This is a genomic window from Aeromonas sobria (genome assembly GCF_006243315.1).
Taxonomy (GTDB): domain Bacteria; phylum Pseudomonadota; class Gammaproteobacteria; order Enterobacterales; family Aeromonadaceae; genus Aeromonas; species Aeromonas sobria_A.
The window spans coordinates 1-18,957 of the sequence record NZ_NKWE01000065.1 but is presented as its reverse complement, the minus strand read 5'-3'; the positions used below and the strand labels follow the sequence as shown (position 1 = coordinate 18,957).

The following is an 18,957-nucleotide window of genomic DNA, read 5'->3' as shown; positions in this document are numbered from 1 at the left end:
AAAGCGCTGGAAGGCGAAGCTCAGTGGGAAGAGAAGATCATCGAGTTGGCTGGCCACCTGGATACCTACATCCCGGAGCCGGAGCGTGCAATTGACCTGCCGTTCCTGATGCCAATCGAAGACGTATTCTCTATCGCTGGCCGTGGTACTGTTGTTACCGGTCGTGTAGAGCGCGGTATCGTTAAAGTTGGTGAGTCTGTAGAAATCGTTGGTATCAAAGATACCGTGACCACTACCTGTACCGGTGTAGAAATGTTCCGTAAGCTGCTGGACGAAGGTCGTGCAGGCGAGAACGTTGGTGCACTGCTGCGTGGCGTGAAGCGTGAAGACGTAGAGCGTGGTCAGGTACTGGCCAAGCCGGGCTCAATCAAGCCGCACACCAAGTTTGAATCTGAAGTGTACGTACTGTCCAAAGAAGAAGGTGGTCGTCATACCCCGTTCTTCAAGGGCTACCGTCCGCAGTTCTACTTCCGTACTACCGACGTGACCGGTACCATCGAGCTGCCGGAAGGCGTAGAGATGGTAATGCCAGGCGACAACATCAAAATGGTTGTTACCCTGATTGCGCCGATCGCGATGGACGACGGCCTGCGTTTCGCTATCCGTGAAGGTGGCCGTACCGTAGGTGCTGGTGTTGTAGCTAGCGTAATCGCCTAATCTTTGGCTTACATAAATAAAGCAAAGCCCCTATAATAGGGGCTTTCTTATGTAGGGGTGTAGTTCGAATTGGTAGAACAGCGGTCTCCAAAACCGATGGTTGCGGGTTCGAGTCCTGCCACCCCTGCCATATACCTCGTCTCGTACGGGGCTTTTGTGTCTTAGGTTACGTCAGATACAGGTGGGTTGTATGAGTGTTAGTTCTGAGAGCCAGGGCGGAAGCAAGGATACCCTGCTGTGGGGCCTGGTTTTCATTATCCTGGCGGCCGCTGTAGTGGGTAATTACCTGCTCAACGATGTCATCGCTGCCGTCCGCGCCCTGGGTGTGGTCGTTGTCATTGCTGCTGCTGGTGCAGTAGCCCTGCAAACCACCAAGGGAAAGAACACACTGGCATTTGCCCGTGAGTCTCGCCTGGAAGTCCGCAAGGTCGTATGGCCAACCCGTCAGGAAGCCATTCAGACAACCCTGATTGTGCTGGCGGTGACCGCCGTGATGGGTTTGTTGCTGTTCGTGCTGGACGGTGCCTTGGTATGGTTGGTCAACCTGATTACCGGTGTGTAAGGATAAGCCATGACTGAACAACGTGAACAACGTATGAGATGGTATGTCGTGCAGGCATTCTCCGGCTATGAAGGCCGTGTAGCTAAATCCCTGCGTGAACATATCAAGATGCATGGCATGGAAGACATGTTCGGTGAAGTACTGGTCCCGACTGAAGAAGTGGTCGAGATGCGTGCTGGCCAGAAGCGCAAGAGTGAGCGCAAATTTTTCCCGGGTTATGTCCTGGTCCAGATGTTGATGGATGAAACCACATGGCACCTGGTACGTAATGTACCCCGTGTGATGGGCTTCATTGGCGGTACTTCTGACCGTCCGGCGCCGATCTCTGATAAAGAGGCCGATGCTATCCTCAACCGTCTGCAGGATGCCCAAGACAAGCCGCGTCCGAAAACCCTGTTTGAACCGGGTGAAATGGTGCGGGTTGCCGATGGTCCGTTTGCTGACTTCAACGGTACCGTTGAAGAGGTGGATTATGAGAAGAGCCGCGTGAAGGTCTCTGTACTGATCTTCGGTCGTTCTACTCCTGTTGAGCTGGATTTTGGTCAGGTCGAAAAGGGCTGATTGAATTTCGTACGTTCAACTGTTGTCAGGGGCAGCGAATATCTCTATAATTCGCTGCCCCTTTATTTAGTTGGGGAGCCGTTTGCAGGAGCATGTCTCCGAGGCGCTAGAACCCATATCTGAGGTATTTTTCTAATGGCTAAGAAAGTCACAGCTTATATCAAGCTGCAAGTTAAGGCTGGCAGTGCTAACCCCAGCCCTCCCGTTGGTCCTGCTCTGGGTCAGCACGGTGTGAACATCATGGAATTCTGTAAGGCGTTTAACGCTCGTACAGAAAAGCTGGAAAAAGGTTCACCGACTCCGGTCGTGATCACCGTTTACAGCGACCGTTCCTTCACCTTCGAAACCAAGACTCCGCCTGCTTCCTTCCTGCTGAAGAAAGTTGCCGGTATCAAGTCTGGTTCTGCCAAGCCGAACAAAGACAAGGTTGGTAAGGTGACCGTAGCCCAGCTGCAAGAAATCGCCAAGACCAAAGAGCCGGATATGACCGGTGCCGATCTGGATGCAAAAGTACGTTGCATCGCAGGCTCCGCTCGTTCCATGGGTCTGGTAGTGGAGGATTAAGACAATGGCAAAACTTTCCAAGCGTATGCGCGTTATTCGCGAAAAAGTTGACGGTACCAAAGAGTACTCCATCAACGAAGCCATTGCCCTGCTGAAAGAACTGGCTACTGCCAAGTTCGTTGAAAGCGTTGACGTTGCTGTCAACTTGGGTATCGACGCTCGTAAATCTGACCAGAACGTACGTGGTGCTACTGTACTGCCGCACGGTACCGGTCGTGATGTACGCGTTGCCGTATTTACCCAAGGCGCCAACGCCGAAGCTGCTAAAGCAGCCGGTGCTGAGCTGGTAGGTATGGAAGACCTGGCCGATCTGGTTAAGAAAGGCGAGATGAACTTCGACGTCGTTATCGCATCCCCGGATGCAATGCGTGTTGTTGGTCAACTGGGTCAGATCCTGGGCCCGCGCGGCCTGATGCCGAACCCGAAAGTTGGTACTGTAACTCCTAACGTTGCTGAAGCGGTCAAGAACGCTAAAGCTGGTCAGGTTCGTTACCGTAATGACAAGAATGGTATCATCCATACCACTCTGGGTAAGGTTTCTTTCAACGAAAGTCAGCTGAAAGAAAACTTGGAAGCTCTGCTGGTTGCCCTGAAAAAAGGCAAACCTTCTTCCGCCAAAGGTGTATTCATCAAGAAAGTCAGCATCTCCACCACCATGGGTGCCGGTGTTGCTGTAGATCAAGCGACTCTGGAAGCTAAGATCTAATTGATGGATTTTACAAGGCGCAAAATTTAATCTATAATTTTGCGCCTTGATTGGTTGGGGGTTTCGACCTCCGTCCAAGACCGCAGGTGGCGTTAAACGCCTTAATTTTTCCTGCGTAGACGGTGCCGGAAACCCAGCGAGAAAGATTCTTTCTCTTCTGGAATCCTGCTACCGCATCGTTCCCCTCTGTTGTAAAGGTAGGGGGGATGTGTCAGTACTGAGTCATGAGACTCAGATTCAATCCAGGAGTTATGCCAATGGCATTGGGACTCGAAGACAAAAAGGCAATTGTTGCTGAAGTCAACGAAGCTGCCAAAGGCGCTCTGTCTGCAGTAATCGCCGATACTCGCGGTGTTACTGTTGATAAGATGACCGTCCTGCGTAAAACCGCTCGCGAAGCCGGTGTGTACATGCGCGTAGTGCGTAACACCCTGCTGCGTCGTGCTGTTGAAGGCACCGATTACGCGTGCCTGAACGACGTATTGACTGGTCCTACCTTGATTGCATTCTCTAACGAACACCCGGGCGCTGCTGCTCGTCTGTTCAAAGATTTTGCTAAAGCGAACCCTAAGTTCGAAATCAAGGCTGGCGCTTTTAACGGTGAGTTTATCGCCGCAGCACAAATTGATCGTCTGGCCACGCTGCCGACCTACAACGAAGCAATTGCGAAGTTGATGGCGACTATGAAAGAAGCCTCTGCTGGCAAGCTGGTTCGTACCATCGCTGCTGTGCGTGATCAGAAACAAGCTGCTGCTTGATTCTCGCCTATTTAGGCTGTTTGAGTTTATTCAACATCAGGAATTTTTGTCATGTCTATCACTAAAGACCAAATCATCGAAGCCGTTGCTTCCATGTCTGTAATGGAAGTTGTTGAGCTGATCGAAGCTATGGAAGAGAAGTTCGGTGTTTCTGCCGCTGTTGCTGTTGCTGCCGGTCCGGCTGCTGAAGCAGTAGAAGAGAAGACCGAGTTCGACGTAGTACTGACCGCTGCTGGCGCCAACAAAGTTGCCGTTATCAAAGCTGTACGTGCTGCCACCGGCCTGGGCCTGAAAGAAGCCAAGGACCTGGTAGAAGCTGCACCGACCAACCTGAAAGAAGCCATCTCCAAAGATGAAGCTGAAGCTCTGAAGAAGCAGCTTGAAGAAGCTGGTGCTTCTGTTGAGATCAAATAATCTGCATTTATGTAGATTAGCCTGATAAAACAGGCTAGGGCTGGTGAATATTTGTTCACCAGCCTTTTTGCGCTGTAGACTGAGAGCATTTCACACCGTTTACGACTCTCGGTGCACCAGCAATCCGGACCGTTTCCATTCGTCCGGGTCAACACAAAACGGTGTTGAGACAGAGCTGTCCCGCGGGACAGAGTGGGTCACTTATCAGCGAGCTGAGGAACCCTATGGTTTACTCTTATACCGAAAAAAAACGCATTCGTAAGGACTTCGGTAAGCGAGACCAGGTACTGGACACGCCTTATCTGTTGTCCATCCAGCTGGACTCCTTCAAGCAGTTCATCGAGGCCGACCCGGAAGGTGAATATGGCCTAGAGGCCGCTTTCCGAAGCGTTTTCCCGATCACCAGTTACTCCGGTAGTGCTGAGCTTCAATACGTCAGCTATCGCCTGGGTGAGCCGGTATTTGACGTAAAAGAATGCCAGATCCGTGGAGTGACCTACTCCGCGCCGCTGCGTGTCAAGCTTCGTATGGTTCTATACGACCGAGAAGCAGCTGCCGGCACCGTCAAAGACATCAAGGAACAAGAAGTGTACATGGGCGAAATTCCGCTCATGACCGAGAACGGCACCTTTGTTATCAACGGTACCGAACGGGTAATCGTCTCCCAGCTGCACCGCAGCCCGGGCGTCTTCTTCGACCACGATAAAGGCAAAACTCATTCATCCGGTAAGGTACTGTATAACGCCCGCGTTATTCCCTACCGTGGTTCCTGGCTGGACTTCGAGTTCGATGCAAAAGACAACCTGTTTGTCCGTATCGACCGTCGTCGTAAATTGCCAGCATCCATTATGTTGCGCGCCCTGGATTTCACTTCCGAACAGATCCTGGCCACCTTCTTCGAGACCATCGGTTTTGAAGTAAAAGATGGCAAGTTGATGATGGATTTGGTGCCTGAGCGTTTGCGTGGCGAAACAGCGACTTTTGACATCGTGGCCAATGGTGCCGTGGTGGTTGAGACCGGTCGTCGTGTCACTGCGCGTCACATCCGTCAGTTGGAAAAAGATGCCGTTACCCAGATTGAGGTACCGGTTGAGTATGTTGTTGGCAAAGTTGCAGCCAAGGACTACGCACATCCGCAAACTGGTGATGTGGTCGCGACCGCCAACCAGGCATTGAGCCTGGAAGCGATTGCTAACCTTTCCCAAGCCGGCTTCAAGCACTTCGAGGTTCTGTTCACCAACGAACTGGATCACGGTGCTTATATCTCCGAGACCCTGCGTGTCGACTCCAGCTCCAACCGTTTGGAAGCGCTGGTCGAAATCTATCGCATGATGCGTCCAGGTGAGCCGCCGACGCGTGAAGCAGCAGAACAGCTGTTCGAAAACCTGTTCTTCTCTCCTGAGCGTTACGACCTGTCTACCGTAGGTCGGATGAAGTTCAACCGCCGTCTGGGTCGTGAAGTCGAGACTGGCGTTGGCGTACTGACTAAAGACGACATCGTCGAAGTCATGAAGCGTCTGATCGACATCCGTAACGGCAACGACGAAGTGGACGATATCGACCACTTGGGTAACCGTCGTATCCGTTCTGTCGGTGAAATGGCTGAAAACCAGTTCCGTGTCGGTTTGGTGCGTGTCGAGCGTGCGGTCAAGGAGCGTCTCTCCCTGGGCGACCTGGACACCCTGATGCCACAGGATCTGATCAACGCCAAGCCGATCTCCGCCGCAGTCAAAGAGTTCTTTGGTTCCAGCCAGCTGTCTCAGTTTATGGACCAGAACAACCCGCTCTCCGAAGTGACCCACAAGCGCCGTATTTCTGCGCTGGGCCCGGGCGGTTTGACTCGTGAGCGTGCCGGCTTTGAAGTCCGAGACGTACACCCGACCCACTATGGTCGTCTGTGCCCTATCGAGACTCCTGAAGGTCCGAACATCGGTCTGATCAACTCTCTGTCCGTGTACTCTCGTACCAACGAGTATGGTTTCCTTGAGACGCCGTACCGTAAGGTCATTGACGGTGTGATCACCGACGAAGTGGACTACCTGTCTGCTATCGAAGAAGGCAAGTACGTGATCGCCCAGGCTAACGCCGCGACCACCGAAGATGGCCGTCTGAAAGATGAATTGATCCCGTGCCGTCACAAAGGTGAATCCACCTTTATGAATGCCGACCAGATCCAGTATATGGACGTGAGCCCGCAGCAGATCGTATCTGTGGCAGCTGCTCTGATCCCGTTCCTGGAACACGATGACGCGAACCGCGCATTGATGGGTTCAAACATGCAACGTCAGGCTGTACCGACTCTGCGTGCTGACAAGCCGCTGGTAGGTACGGGTATGGAACGCGCTGTGGCTGTTGACTCCGGGGTAACCGTAGTAGCCAAGCGTGGCGGCGTAATCGACTATGTCGATGCCTCCCGTATCGTCCTGAAGGTTAATGAAGATGAGCTGATGCCTGGCGAAGCCGGTATCGACATCTATAGCCTGACCAAATATACCCGTTCTAACCAGAACACCTGTATCAACCAGCGTCCTTGCGTGATGTTGGGTGAGCCGGTGATGGCTGGTGACGTGCTGGCTGACGGCCCGTCCACCGACTTGGGTGAGCTGGCACTGGGCCAGAACATGCGCGTCGCGTTCATGCCGTGGAACGGTTACAACTTCGAAGACTCGATCCTGGTGAATGAGCGTGTTGTTCAGGAAGATCGCCTGACCACCATCCATATCCAGGAGCTGGCCTGTATCTCCCGTGACACCAAGCTGGGTCCGGAAGAGATCACTGCCGACATCCCGAACGTGGGTGAAGCCGCTCTGTCCAAGCTGGACGAGTCCGGTATCGTCTACGTGGGTGCCGAAGTGAAGGGCGGCGACATTCTGGTTGGTAAGGTTACACCGAAAGGTGAAACCCAGCTGACGCCGGAAGAGAAGCTGCTGCGCGCCATCTTTGGTGAGAAGGCCTCCGATGTGAAGGACTCCTCCCTGCGTGTGCCGAACGGTGTGTACGGTACCGTGGTTGACGTGCAAGTCTTTACCCGCGATGGCGTGGAAAAAGACAAGCGCGCCAAAGAAATCGAAGAGATGCAGCTGAAGGAAGCGAAGAAGGACTTGACCGAAGAGTTCAAGATCCTGGAAGACGGCATTTTCGGCCGCTCCCGCAACCTGCTGCTGGCCGCCGGTTACAGCGAAGATCGTCTGAACAAGCTCGATCGCTCCAAGTGGTTTGAACTGGCCATCGAAGATGAAGGCAAGCAGACCGAACTGGAACAGATCGCTGAACAGCACATCGAGCTGAAAGCTGATTTCGACAAGAAGTTCGAGAACAAGCGTCGCAAGATTATCCAGGGTGATGATCTGGCGCCGGGCGTACTGAAAATCGTCAAGGTTTATCTGGCAGTCAAGCGTCGCATCCAGCCGGGTGACAAGATGGCAGGCCGTCACGGTAACAAGGGTGTTATCTCCAAGATCTGCCCGGTCGAGGATATGCCCCATGACGAGTTTGGCCGTCCGGTCGACATCGTACTGAACCCGCTGGGTGTACCATCCCGTATGAACATCGGTCAGATCCTCGAAGTGCACTTGGGCCTTGCGGCCAAGGGTATCGGCGAGAAGATTGACCGCATGATCAAAGAGCAGCGCGAGCTGCACGAGATGCGTAACTTCCTGCAGCAGGTCTATGACCTGGGCGAGAAGGACACCAAGCAAGTCGATATCGCTGAACTGTCTGATCACGACGTACGTGTGTTGATGGGCAACCTGCGTAATGGTCTGCCAGTCGCTACACCGGTGTTTGATGGTGCCAAAGAGCGCGAAATCAAAGCACTGCTGAAGCTGGCTGATCTGCCGGAATCCGGTCAGATTGACCTGTTCGATGGCCGTACTGGTAACCGCTTCGAGCGTAAAGTAACCGTTGGTTACATGTACATGCTCAAGTTGAACCACTTGGTTGACGACAAGATGCACGCGCGTTCTACCGGTTCTTACAGCCTGGTTACCCAGCAGCCGCTGGGTGGTAAGGCACAGTTCGGTGGTCAGCGTTTCGGTGAGATGGAAGTGTGGGCCCTGGAGGCTTACGGTGCGGCATATACCCTGCAGGAAATGCTGACCGTCAAGTCTGACGATGTGAATGGCCGTACCAAGATGTATAAGAACATCGTGGATGGCGACCACCGTATGGAGCCGGGCATGCCCGAATCTTTCAACGTATTGTTGAAGGAAATCCGCTCTCTGGGTATCAACATCGAGCTGGACGAAGAGTAAGAGCTCGCTCTTATTGTTCGAGAATTGACGTGGGCGCCCCGCTGCTTTGGCAGTAGGGGCGCCGAGGTTAGACTCCTGACAGGGGAAACACGTGAAAGACTTACTCAAGTTTTTGAAGGCTCAGACCAAGACCGAAGAGTTTGACAGTATCAAGATCGGTCTGGCCTCTCCTGACATGATCCGCTCCTGGTCATTCGGTGAGGTCAAAAAGCCTGAGACCATCAACTACCGGACTTTTAAGCCGGAACGTGATGGTCTGTTCTGTGCCCGTATCTTCGGACCGGTGAAGGACTACGAGTGTCTGTGCGGCAAGTACAAGCGCCTGAAACACCGTGGTGTGATCTGTGAGAAGTGCGGCGTTGAAGTGACTCAGACCAAGGTCCGTCGCGAGCGTATGGGCCATATCGAGCTGGCCAGCCCGACTGCCCACATTTGGTTCCTGAAGTCGCTGCCGTCTCGTATCGGCCTGCTGCTGGACATGACCCTGCGCGACATCGAACGCGTGCTCTACTTCGAATCTTTCGTCGTAATCGAGCCGGGCATGACCAACCTCGAACGCAGCCAGATGCTCTCTGAAGAGCAGTACCTGGATGCGCTGGAAGAGTGGGGCGACGAATTTGACGCCAAGATGGGTGCCGAAGCAATCCTGGCATTGCTGCGCGCCATCGATCTGGAAGGTGAAGTCAAGACTATGCGTGAGGAGCTGGATCAGACCAACTCCGAGACCAAGCGCAAGAAGACCACCAAGCGTCTGAAGTTGATGGAAGCATTCCTGCAGTCCGGCAACAAGCCGGAGTGGATGATCATGACAGTGCTGCCTGTGCTGCCGCCGGACCTGCGTCCGCTGGTACCGCTGGACGGCGGCCGTTTCGCGACTTCCGATCTGAACGATCTGTACCGTCGCGTGATCAACCGTAACAACCGCTTGAAGCGTCTGCTGGACCTGGCTGCTCCGGACATCATCGTGCGCAACGAAAAGCGCATGCTGCAAGAGTCCGTCGATGCGCTGCTGGATAACGGCCGTCGTGGTCGTGCCATCACCGGTTCTAACAAGCGTCCGCTGAAATCCTTGGCCGATATGATCAAGGGTAAGCAAGGTCGTTTCCGTCAAAACCTGCTGGGTAAGCGCGTCGACTACTCTGGTCGTTCCGTTATCACCGTAGGTCCGACTCTGCGTCTGCATCAGTGCGGTCTGCCGAAGAAGATGGCGCTGGAACTGTTCAAGCCGTTCATCTATGGCAAGCTGGAAACTCGCGGTCTGGCGACCACGATCAAGGCTGCCAAGAAGATGGTTGAGCGCGAAGAAGCTGTCGTTTGGGATATCCTGGACGAAGTGATCCGCGAGCACCCGGTCCTGCTGAACCGTGCACCGACTCTGCACCGTCTGGGTATCCAGGCATTCGAACCGACCCTGATCGAAGGTAAAGCGATCCAGCTGCATCCGCTGGTTTGTGCCGCCTATAACGCGGACTTCGACGGTGACCAGATGGCGGTCCACGTACCGCTGACGATCGAAGCTCAGCTTGAAGCGCGTGCGCTGATGATGTCTACCAACAACATCCTGTCGCCTGCCTCCGGTGAGCCGATCATCGTTCCTTCTCAGGACGTGGTCTTGGGTCTGTACTACATGACCCGTGCCCGTATCAACGCCAAGGGCGAAGGTATGGTGCTGGCCGGCCCGAAAGAAGCCGAGAAAGTATATCGCGCCGGTTTGGCCGATCTGCACGCTCGCGTCAAAGTGCGTATCACCGAATATCTCCGTCAGGAAGATGATTCACTGGTTGAGCGTACCGAGATGAAGAACACCACCGTTGGTCGTGCGATCCTGAGCCTGATCCTGCCAAAAGGCATGGAATACGCGCTGATCGACGAGCCGAAGGTGCTGACTGCCGCTGAGCAGGCTGATCTCGATGCCAATCCGCAGAACTGGATCAAATCTGTATCCAACAAGGCGCTGGGCAAAAAGCTCATCTCCCGTCTGCTGAACACCTGCTATCGCAAGCAGGGGCTGAAGGACACCGTCATCTTCGCTGACCAGCTGATGTATACCGGTTTCCATTATGCAGCGCTGTCTGGTGCTTCTGTTGGTATCGATGACATGGTCATCCCGGATGCCAAGAAAGACATCATCGCCGCTGCCGAAGCTGAAGTTGCCGAGATCCAGGACCAGTTCCTGTCTGGTCTGGTGACCGCTGGCGAACGCTACAACAAGGTTATTGATATCTGGGCCAGCGCCAACGAGCGCGTCTCCAAGGCCATGATGGAGAACTTGTCCAAAGAGCGTGATGTTAACTCGCTGGGTGAAGAAGAAGAGCAGGCATCGTTCAACAGCATCTTTATGATGGCCGACTCTGGTGCGCGTGGTTCCGCCGCCCAGATCCGTCAGCTGGCCGGTATGCGTGGCCTGATGGCCAAGCCGGATGGCTCCATCATCGAGACGCCAATCGTCGCGAACTTCCGCGAAGGTCTGAACGTACTGCAGTACTTTATCTCCACTCACGGTGCTCGTAAGGGTCTGGCGGATACCGCACTGAAGACTGCGAACTCCGGTTATCTGACCCGTCGTCTGGTTGACGTGGCACAGGACATGGTGATCACCGAGGACGATTGCGGCACCGTTGAAGGTCTGTGGATGACTCCGCTGATCGAAGGTGGCGACGTAGTCGAGCCGCTGCGTGAGCGCGTGCTGGGCCGTGTGCTTGCCGACGACGTGATCAAGCCGGGTACTGAAGATGAAGTACTGGTAGCGCGCAATACTCTGCTCGATGAGCAGCTGTGTGATCTGCTGGAACAGAACTCTGTTGACCGTGTGAAGGTGCGTTCTGCCATCACCTGTGAAACTGACTTCGGTAACTGTGCTCGCTGCTACGGCCGCGATCTGGCTCGTGGTCACCTGGTGAACAAAGGTGAGGCAGTCGGTGTTATTGCCGCTCAGTCCATCGGTGAGCCGGGTACCCAGCTGACGATGCGTACCTTCCACATCGGTGGTGCCGCATCCCGAGCTGCTGCCGAGAACAGCATTCAGGTCAAGAACACCGGTAGCATCAAGCTGCAGAACGCCAAGTTCGTTCTCAACAGCGATGACAAGCTGGTTATCACCTCTCGTTCTACCGAACTGACCATCATGGATGACATGGGCCGTACCAAGGAAAGCCACAAGCTGCCTTACGGTTCCGTGCTGGAAGTGAAGGACAACCAGGCTGTGAACGCTGGCGAGACCGTTGCCAACTGGGATCCGCACACCCACCCGATCATCACCGAAGTAGCAGGTCGTCTGCAGTTCGAACACATGATCGATGGCGTGACCATCACTCGTCAGACCGACGAGCTGACCGGTCTCTCTTCTATCGTCGTACTGGATGTCAACGAGCGTCCGAGTGCCGGTAAAGAGATGCGTCCGACCGTTAAACTGGTCGACCTGAACGGTAAAGATGTGATGATTCCGGGTACCGATGTAGCCGCCCAGTACTTCTTGCCGGGCAAGGCGATCGTTAACCTGGAAGATGGTGCCAACGTGGGTGTGGGTGACGCGGTAGCGCGTATCCCGCAAGAATCCAGTGGTACCAAGGACATCACCGGTGGTCTGCCGCGCGTTGCGGATCTGTTCGAAGCACGTATTCCGAAGGAACCGGCTATTCTGGCCGAGGTCTCCGGTACCATCTCCTTCGGGAAAGAGACCAAAGGCAAGCGCCGTCTGGTCATCACCCCGACTGATGGTGGCAGCGTCTACGAGGAGATGATTCCGAAGTGGCGTAACCTGAACGTGTTCGAAGGTGAAAAAGTTGAGAAGGGTGAAGTGCTGGCGGACGGTCCTGAGTCTGCTCACGATATCCTGCGTCTGCGCGGTATCAGCCCGGTCGCCAACTACATCGCCAACGAAGTGCAGGACGTTTACCGTCTGCAAGGCGTTAAGATCAACGACAAGCACATCGAAGTCATCGTTCGTCAGATGCTGCGTAAGTGCGAAATCTTGAGCGCTGGTGATACCGATCTGATCGAAGGTGAGCAAGTTGAAGTTGCTCGTGTGAAGATTGCCAACCGTAAACTGGTTGCCGAGGGCAAGGCCCCCGCTACCTTCCGTCATATCCTGATGGGTATTACCAAGGCATCTCTGAGTACCGAGTCCTTCATCTCTGCGGCTTCCTTCCAGGAAACCACCCGTGTTCTGACCGAAGCTGCCGTTGGTGGCAAGCGTGATGAACTGCGTGGCCTGAAAGAGAACGTCATTGTGGGTCGTTTGATCCCGGCTGGTACCGGCTTTGCCTACCACCATAGCCGGATCAACCAGCGTGCCGCTGCAGCGCGTGCTGTTGGTACCCCGCAGGTGACTGCCGATGAAGCTCAACAGAACCTGGCGGATCTGCTGAACGCAGCCGGTAGCTTCGACGAAGAGTAAATCGTCATCCGCGATTTAAAGAGCGCCTCCAGGGGCGTCTCTTATACAAAAATCCCCAAGTATCGCTTGGGGATTTTTTTTGCTCGCGTTTCGTCTTCCATGCCTCGAGAGTCATCCTGACAGGTGATGGTGCAACATACCTTGATGCAGTTTGCTCAATTGACTGTTTGCACAATAGAACTCTTCTGCGGCGGGCCAATTCCTCGGCAAAGGCAGGCCCTGCGCGGTTTACAAGATGATCCAGAGCAAAGTTGTAGAGTAAAAAATCAAAAAAAGTTGACTTTACTGCCCCGCAATTTAAAACTCGGGCAAGTTGAATGGTTATTACAGGGGTAGAACATGACTGTCGGTATCGAGGAAACGATGTTTCCCGAAGAACAGCTGATCAGCCGCACTTTTACAGATGAAGACAGGGAATTGTTGCGCTCATACGATGGGCTCATCGATGGCTTGGCCGAATTGTTCGGCAAGCATTGTGAAGTGGTCCTCCACTCCCTGGAAAATCTGCATGAGTCGGTGATCAAGATCGCCAACGGATTCAATACCGGACGCACCCTGGGGGCGCCCATCACTGATCTGGCCTTGCGGATGCTCAAGGATATCGAGAGCACGGGCCAGGATTATACCCAGAGTTATTTTGCCCGTAGCCGCACTGGCGCCTTGATGAAGTCGAGCACTATCTCTATCAGAAACAGTGAGCGGCAGGTAATCGGTCTGATCTGCATCAACCTGCACATCAATGCACCTTTCCATGAATTTGTGGCCGAATTTTTTCCGACGCCCCAGCAGGCGGCGCGCCAGTCACCAGAGACCTTTGCCAACAGCGTAGAAGAGCTGGTTGCCCAGACGGTGGATAACACCATCGACGAGATCAACCGCGATCCCACGGTGGCCAACAATGCCAAGAACCGTTTCATCGTGACTCAACTGTTCGAGAAGGGAATTTTCGACATCAAGGATTCGATCAATCTGGTGGCAGATAAACTCAATATTTCAAAACATACCGTTTATCTTTACATCCGACAGCGCAAGCAGGGTGAAGACGAGAACGAGTAACTTATTCCAGAAGGGGATAGATGAATGGCTAAAGAAGTGATTGCAACCGACAAGGCGCCTGCTGCGATTGGTCCCTATGTTCAGGCTACCAAGGTTGGCGAGATGATCTTCACCTCCGGGCAGATCCCGCTCGACCCTGCCACCATGGAAATCGTGGCTGGCGGTATCGAAGAGCAAGCCGAACGGGTAATGAAGAATCTGGTTGCTGTGTTGCATGCTGCCGGTGCCGATGCCAGCAAGGTGGTAAAAACCACCTGCTTCCTGAGCGACATGAACAACTTCGTTGCCTTCAATCAGGTCTATGCCCGTTACTTTGGCGATGCGGCACCTGCCCGCTCCTGTGTTGAGGTAGCCCGCCTGCCGAAAGATGTGCTGGTCGAGGTCGAGGCAATCGCCCATCTCTGATTAACGCATCGAATCAAGCCCCTCCTGGCAGGGGCTTTTTTATTTTTGGCGTAAAATTGACTGGGTCAGTACAGGAGCCCTGCTATGAGTTTGAGTTTTGCCATCCTGGTAACGGGGCCTGCTTATGGCACCCAGTCGGCCAGTACTGCCTATCGCTTTGCCCGCACGCTGTTGGCTCAGGGGCATACCTTGTCTCACCTGTTCTTCTATCAGGATGGCGTCCATAACGGTAACGGCTTGCATCAGCCCGCGTCCGATGAGACCGACCTGGTGCGTCTGTGGCGAGAGCTGGCAGAAGAGCAGGGGATCCGTATCGACGTCTGTGTCGCCGCCGCCATGCGGCGCGGTGTGCTCGATGAGCAGGAGGCCAAGGGGGCAGGGCAGGCGCACTTCAATCTGCAAGCGCCATTTTGCCTGAGTGGTCTGGGCCAGTTGGCCGAGGCGGCGCTCACCGCCGATCGGTTGGTTCAGTTCTAGGGGATAGCCATGAGCAAGAAACTAGCCTTTATCTGCAGCCGTGGTCCGCACGGCTATGCCGCCGGCCGGGAAGGGCTGGATGCCCTGCTGGCCACCTCGGCCATGACTGATTCGCTGGCGCTGTTCCTGATTGGGGATGGCGTGCTGCAACTGCTCAAAGAGCAGCAACCAGCCACTATTTTGCAGCGCCACTACGCTCCCACCTTCAAAATGCTGGAACTCTACGATATCGAAGAGGTCTATGTTTGTGCTGACTCGTTGGCAGAGCGTGGTGTGACCGTGGATGATCTGCTGATCCCCGTCGACAGTTTACCGCGCCATGAATTGGCTCGGCGCTGGGCGCAATGTTCGACTCACATCAGTTTTTGAGGTCTCCATGTTGCATCTGATATTGAATTCTCCCTTCCAAAGTCAGGCGCTGGCGGAGGCGCTCTCCTATCTTCAGCCGGAAGATGAGCTGGTGCTGATGCAGGATGCGGTGATTGCTGCCGCGGCCCCCAAGTGGTGTGAACGACTGGCGGGCATTCCGCTTTATGTGATGCAAGATGACCTGCAGGCCCGTGGTCTGCACCATGGCGTCGGCATTGCGCTGGATATGGCGGGTCTGGTGGCGCTGATCGCGAAAAATGGCTCGCCTCGCACCTGGGGCGGGTGACTATATCATTTTCATTAAAATTCAGTATGTTAGCCTTGCAGTGATCGGATCCAGATTGTCCTTTTGTGACGCAAATTGTATAAATCTTGACTCCCCAGACAACAGGGCATAAAATTTCGCGTCCCCGTATCTGCGGGGAGGATTTTCCACACGTTTATGAAGTCATTATCAGGAGCCTCTTGATGGCAACTATTAACCAGTTGGTTCGCAAGCCACGCATCAAGCTCGTTGTTAAGAGCAACGTGCCGGCGCTGGAAGCGTGCCCTCAGAAGCGTGGCGTATGCACCCGTGTATATACCACCACCCCGAAGAAGCCTAACTCTGCACTGCGTAAAGTGTGCCGTGTACGTCTGACCAACGGCTTCGAAGTCACCTCCTACATCGGTGGTGAAGGTCACAACCTGCAAGAGCACTCTGTTGTTCTGATCCGTGGCGGTCGTGTAAAAGACTTGCCAGGTGTTCGTTATCACACCGTTCGTGGTGCGTTGGACTGTGCCGGTGTTAAAGACCGTAAGCAGGCTCGCTCCAAGTATGGCGTGAAGCGTCCTAAAGCTTAATGGTTCTCCGTTAAGTAAGGCCAAACGTTAATTCGTTTCTAGTTAGATAACTTTCTAGTTTTGGGTAATCCCTGAAGTTACGGAGAATTTGAAATGCCAAGACGTCGTGTTGTTGGTCAGCGTAAAATCCTGCCAGATCCCAAGTTCGGATCAGAGCTGCTGGCTAAATTCGTCAACGTAGTAATGGTTGACGGCAAGAAATCTGTTTCCGAAGCCATCGTATATGGCGCCCTGGACATCATTGCCACCAAGAGCGGCAAAGATCACCTGGCCGTCTTCGAAGAAGCTCTGGATAACATTCGTCCGTCCGTCGAGGTTAAATCTCGTCGTGTCGGTGGTGCAACCTATCAGGTACCGGTAGAAGTTCGTCCGGTCCGTCGCAATGCCCTGGCAATGCGCTGGTTGGTTGACGCCGCTCGTAAACGTGGTGAAAAATCAATGGCTCAGCGTTTGGCTGGCGAGCTGCTGGATGCCTCTGATAACAAGGGTTCGTCTGTCAAGAAACGTGAAGACGTTCACCGTATGGCTGAAGCGAACAAAGCCTTCGCTCACTTCCGCTGGTAATCCGCTTACGCAGAGCCTCTTGGCTCTGCGTGCCTTTCATTACCTAGGGCGAAGCGCCTTAGTAAGAGGATGACAATGGCTCGTACAACTCCTATTGAGCGTTATCGTAACATCGGTATCTCCGCTCACATTGACGCCGGTAAAACTACTACTACCGAACGCGTTCTGTTTTACACCGGTGTAAGTCACAAAATCGGTGAAGTTCACGATGGCGCAGCCACCATGGACTGGATGGAACAGGAACAGGAGCGTGGTATTACCATCACCTCCGCCGCGACCACCGCATTCTGGTCCGGTATGGGTAAACAGTATCAACCGCACCGTATCAACATCATCGACACCCCGGGCCACGTTGACTTTACTATCGAAGTAGAGCGTTCAATGCGTGTTCTGGACGGTGCCGTGATGGTGTACTGTGCCGTAGGTGGCGTACAGCCACAGTCTGAAACCGTATGGCGTCAGGCTAACAAGTACAAAGTTCCCCGTATCGCGTTCGTCAACAAGATGGACCGTACCGGTGCTAACTATTTGCGCTGCGTTGAGCACATCAAGACTCGTCTGAAAGGCGTTCCGGTTCCCCTGCAACTGAACATCGGTGCAGAAGAGAACTTCAAGGGCGTTGTTGACCTGGTCAAGATGAAAGCCATCAACTGGAGCGAAGCTGATCAGGGCGTATCCTTCGATTACGAAGAGATCCCGGCTGAACTGCTGGAGCAGGCGCAAGAAATGCGCATGAACCTGGTTGAAGCAGCTGCTGAAGCATCTGAAGACTTGATGGAAAAGTACCTCGGCGGTGAAGAACTGACCGAAGAAGAAATCAAGAAAGCTCTTCGTTTGCGCGTTCTGAACAACGAGATCATCCTGGTTACCTGTGGCTCTGCGTTCAAGAACAAAGGCGTTCAGGCTATGCTGGATGCCGTAGTTGACTATCTGCCGGCACCGACCGACGTAGCAGCTATCGACGGCCTGAAAATGGACGGCGAGACCAAAGACGAACGTCATGCTTCTGATGACGAGCCGTTCTCTGCTCTGGCGTTCAAAATTGCTACCGACCCGTTCGTTGGTAATCTGACCTTCTTCCGCGTCTACTCCGGTGTTGTTAACTCCGGTGACACCGTGCTGAACTCCGTTAAGGACAAGCGCGAGCGTTTTGGCCGTATCGTTCAGATGCACGCCAACAAGCGTGAAGAGATCAAAGAAGTACGCGCTGGCGACATCGCTGCTGCTATCGGTCTGAAAGATGTGACCACCGGTGATACCCTGTGTGATGAAAAATCACCGATCATCCTCGAGCGTATGGAATTCCCGGAGCCGGTAATTTCTATCGCGGTTGAGCCGAAAACCAAGGCTGACCAAGAGAAGATGGGTCTGGCACTGGGCCGTCTGGCGCAAGAAGATCCGTCTTTCCGTGTATGGACTGACGAAGAATCTGGCCAAACCATCATCGCTGGTATGGGCGAGCTGCACCTGGACATCATCGTTGACCGTATGCGTCGCGAGTTCAAGGTTGAAGCTAACGTTGGTAAGCCGCAGGTTGCCTACCGTGAAACCATTCGTGAAACCGTCAAGGATATCGAAGGTAAGCACGCCAAGCAGTCTGGTGGTCGCGGTCAGTATGGTCACGTTGTGATCGACATGTACCCGCTGGAAGCCGGTAAAGCCTACGAGTTCGTTAATGACATCAAAGGCGGCGTGATCCCAGGCGAATACATCCCGGGTGTTGATAAGGGTCTGCGTGAGCAGCTCAAATCTGGCCCGCTGGCTGGCTATCCGGTTATGGATGTCGGTGTTCGTCTGCACTACGGTTCTTACCACGATGTCGACTCTTCCGAGCTGGCGTTCAAGATCGCTGCATCTCTGGCATTTAAAGCTGGCTACATGAAAGCCAAGCCAGTGCTGCTTGAGCCGGTTATGCAGGTTGAAGTCGAGACTCCGGAAGATTACATGGGCGACGTTATCGGTGACCTGAACCGTCGTCGTGGCCTGATCGAAGGTATGGAAGATGGCCCGTCCGGCAAGATCGTACGCGCTCTGGTGCCGTTGGCCGAAATGTTCGGTTATGCAACTGCACTGCGTTCCGCTACCCAAGGTCGTGCTTCCTACGCAATGGAATTCGCTAAGTACTCTGATGCCCCGACTAACGTGGCTCAAGCAGTAATCGAAGAGCGCAAATCCAAGTAATTTATGATTCCCCGCTTACGACGGTAGGCGGGTTTAACCTAGAAGGACTACGTCGTGTCTAAAGAAAAATTTGAGCGTAACAAACCGCACGTAAACGTGGGCACCATCGGCCACGTTGACCACGGTAAAACCACCCTGACTGCAGCTATCACCAGTGTGCTGGCCAAGCACTACGGTGGTAAAGCTTTCGC

Annotated in this window: 18 protein-coding genes and 1 tRNA gene; all 19 read left to right on the top strand. The window is 54.0% G+C overall.

Going from position 1 to position 18,957, the window contains the following annotated elements:
- The coding region (locus CF137_RS19700) for an EF-Tu C-terminal domain-related protein (RefSeq protein WP_240038576.1) at window positions 1-657 on the top strand (657 nt) is incomplete at its 5' end.
- A 53-nt stretch (window positions 658-710) separates the two neighbouring features.
- Window positions 711-787: transfer RNA gene (locus tag CF137_RS19695), tRNA-Trp, on the top strand.
- A 60-nt stretch (window positions 788-847) separates the two neighbouring features.
- On the top strand, window positions 848-1,219 hold the full coding sequence (secE, locus tag CF137_RS19690) for a preprotein translocase subunit SecE (protein ID WP_042019322.1): 372 nt from the start codon (window positions 848-850) through the stop codon (window positions 1,217-1,219).
- A 9-nt stretch (window positions 1,220-1,228) separates the two neighbouring features.
- Entirely contained in the window at window positions 1,229-1,780 is a 552-nt protein-coding gene (gene nusG / locus CF137_RS19685; RefSeq protein ID WP_042019321.1) for a transcription termination/antitermination protein NusG, read from the top strand.
- A gap of 135 nt (window positions 1,781-1,915) precedes the next feature.
- Window positions 1,916-2,344: a 50S ribosomal protein L11 gene (rplK, locus tag CF137_RS19680; RefSeq protein WP_042019319.1), complete on the top strand. Its 429-nt coding sequence runs from the start codon at window positions 1,916-1,918 to the stop codon at window positions 2,342-2,344.
- 4 nt (window positions 2,345-2,348) lie between these two features.
- Window positions 2,349-3,050, top strand: a complete 702-nt coding sequence (rplA, locus tag CF137_RS19675; protein ID WP_042019318.1) for a 50S ribosomal protein L1 — start codon at window positions 2,349-2,351, stop codon at window positions 3,048-3,050.
- Window positions 3,051-3,307: 257 nt separating this feature from the next.
- Window positions 3,308-3,808, top strand: coding sequence for a 50S ribosomal protein L10 (gene rplJ, locus CF137_RS19670; protein WP_042019317.1), 501 nt, complete (start codon window positions 3,308-3,310; stop codon window positions 3,806-3,808).
- Between the two features lie 51 nt (window positions 3,809-3,859).
- Entirely contained in the window at window positions 3,860-4,222 is a 363-nt protein-coding gene (gene rplL, locus CF137_RS19665) for a 50S ribosomal protein L7/L12 (protein ID WP_042019315.1), read from the top strand.
- Window positions 4,223-4,446: 224 nt separating this feature from the next.
- Window positions 4,447-8,475, top strand: coding sequence for a DNA-directed RNA polymerase subunit beta (gene rpoB / locus CF137_RS19660; RefSeq protein WP_082186738.1), 4,029 nt, complete (start codon window positions 4,447-4,449; stop codon window positions 8,473-8,475).
- A gap of 91 nt (window positions 8,476-8,566) precedes the next feature.
- Window positions 8,567-12,871, top strand: coding sequence for a DNA-directed RNA polymerase subunit beta' (gene rpoC / locus CF137_RS19655; protein ID WP_042019312.1), 4,305 nt, complete (start codon window positions 8,567-8,569; stop codon window positions 12,869-12,871).
- Window positions 12,872-13,210: 339 nt separating this feature from the next.
- The gene (locus tag CF137_RS19650; protein WP_042019310.1) at window positions 13,211-13,927 is read left to right on the top strand and encodes a helix-turn-helix transcriptional regulator; all 717 of its coding nucleotides are present in this window, start codon (window positions 13,211-13,213) and stop codon (window positions 13,925-13,927) included.
- A gap of 24 nt (window positions 13,928-13,951) precedes the next feature.
- Window positions 13,952-14,332 (top strand): RidA family protein, encoded by a 381-nt coding sequence (locus tag CF137_RS19645; protein ID WP_005339904.1) that lies wholly within the window; start codon window positions 13,952-13,954, stop codon window positions 14,330-14,332.
- Between the two features lie 84 nt (window positions 14,333-14,416).
- Complete coding sequence (tusD, locus tag CF137_RS19640) at window positions 14,417-14,809, top strand: sulfurtransferase complex subunit TusD (protein ID WP_068978301.1); 393 nt, start codon at window positions 14,417-14,419, stop codon at window positions 14,807-14,809.
- Between the two features lie 9 nt (window positions 14,810-14,818).
- Window positions 14,819-15,178 carry a sulfurtransferase complex subunit TusC gene (gene tusC, locus CF137_RS19635; RefSeq protein WP_139721134.1) on the top strand — a complete coding sequence of 120 codons (360 nt, stop codon included), beginning with the start codon at window positions 14,819-14,821 and terminating at the stop codon, window positions 15,176-15,178.
- 7 nt (window positions 15,179-15,185) lie between these two features.
- The gene (gene tusB / locus CF137_RS19630) at window positions 15,186-15,464 is read left to right on the top strand and encodes a sulfurtransferase complex subunit TusB (RefSeq protein WP_042019303.1); all 279 of its coding nucleotides are present in this window, start codon (window positions 15,186-15,188) and stop codon (window positions 15,462-15,464) included.
- A gap of 182 nt (window positions 15,465-15,646) precedes the next feature.
- Entirely contained in the window at window positions 15,647-16,021 is a 375-nt protein-coding gene (gene rpsL, locus CF137_RS19625) for a 30S ribosomal protein S12 (protein WP_005306278.1), read from the top strand.
- A 93-nt stretch (window positions 16,022-16,114) separates the two neighbouring features.
- On the top strand, window positions 16,115-16,585 hold the full coding sequence (rpsG, locus tag CF137_RS19620) for a 30S ribosomal protein S7 (protein ID WP_042019301.1): 471 nt from the start codon (window positions 16,115-16,117) through the stop codon (window positions 16,583-16,585).
- Between the two features lie 75 nt (window positions 16,586-16,660).
- Window positions 16,661-18,766, top strand: a complete 2,106-nt coding sequence (gene fusA, locus CF137_RS19615) for an elongation factor G (RefSeq protein WP_042019299.1) — start codon at window positions 16,661-16,663, stop codon at window positions 18,764-18,766.
- Between the two features lie 54 nt (window positions 18,767-18,820).
- On the top strand, window positions 18,821-18,957 hold a 137-nt coding region (locus CF137_RS19610; RefSeq protein ID WP_240038577.1), incomplete at its 3' end, for a GTP-binding protein.